Source organism: Candidatus Symbiopectobacterium sp. NZEC135, from assembly GCF_025962695.1.
In genome coordinates this window covers 1-663 of record NZ_JAGFPF010001194.1, presented here as the reverse complement: position 1 = coordinate 663, position 663 = coordinate 1, and the positions used below count along the sequence as shown (strand labels likewise).

The 663-nt window shown below is 60.8% G+C and carries 1 protein-coding gene; it reads right to left on the bottom strand.

Annotation, left to right across the window (positions count from 1 at the left end):
• A partial coding sequence (locus J5224_RS33290) for a pyridoxal-phosphate dependent enzyme (protein ID WP_264629167.1) occupies positions 1-663 on the bottom strand: 663 nt, incomplete at both ends.

Sequence of the window (663 nt, the reverse complement as noted above, 5' to 3'; positions counted from 1 at the left end):
CATCCAATGCCGCACGCAGGCAGGCTGAATCTTCCGCCTCAACGCCGATCACTTTGATCTGCGGCATCAATTGTTTGATCAACACCGCCACGCCCGCCGCCAGACCACCGCCACCAACCGGTACAAACACGCGATCGAGATGCGCATCCTGCTGCAACAGCTCCATCGCCAGCGTGCCCTGCCCGGCAATCACGGCCGGATGATCGAACGGCGGAATGAAGGTCATATGCTGCTCTTGCGACAGCACAATCGCTCGGGCCTTGGCCTCATCAAAATTGGCACCGTGTAGCAACACTTCACCGCCAAAACCGCGCACCGCATCAACTTTGATATCCGCGGTGGCGACCGGCATGACGATCAGCGCCTTGATGCCAAGCTTGCAGGCTGACAGCGCTACGCCCTGTGCGTGGTTACCGGCGGAAGCCGTTACCACACCGTGCGCTTTTTGCGCCTCGGTCAGGGTCGCCAACATGGCATAGGCACCGCGCAGTTTAAAACTGTGCACTGGCTGACGGTCTTCTCGCTTCACCACAATGGTGTTGCCGAGACGCGCCGAGAGTTTTTCCATCGGCTGAAGCGGCGTCACCTGTGCCACTTCATACACCGGCGCGCGCAACACCGCACGCAAATACTCCGCGCCGCACGGGGCGTCGGGGAGAGGGA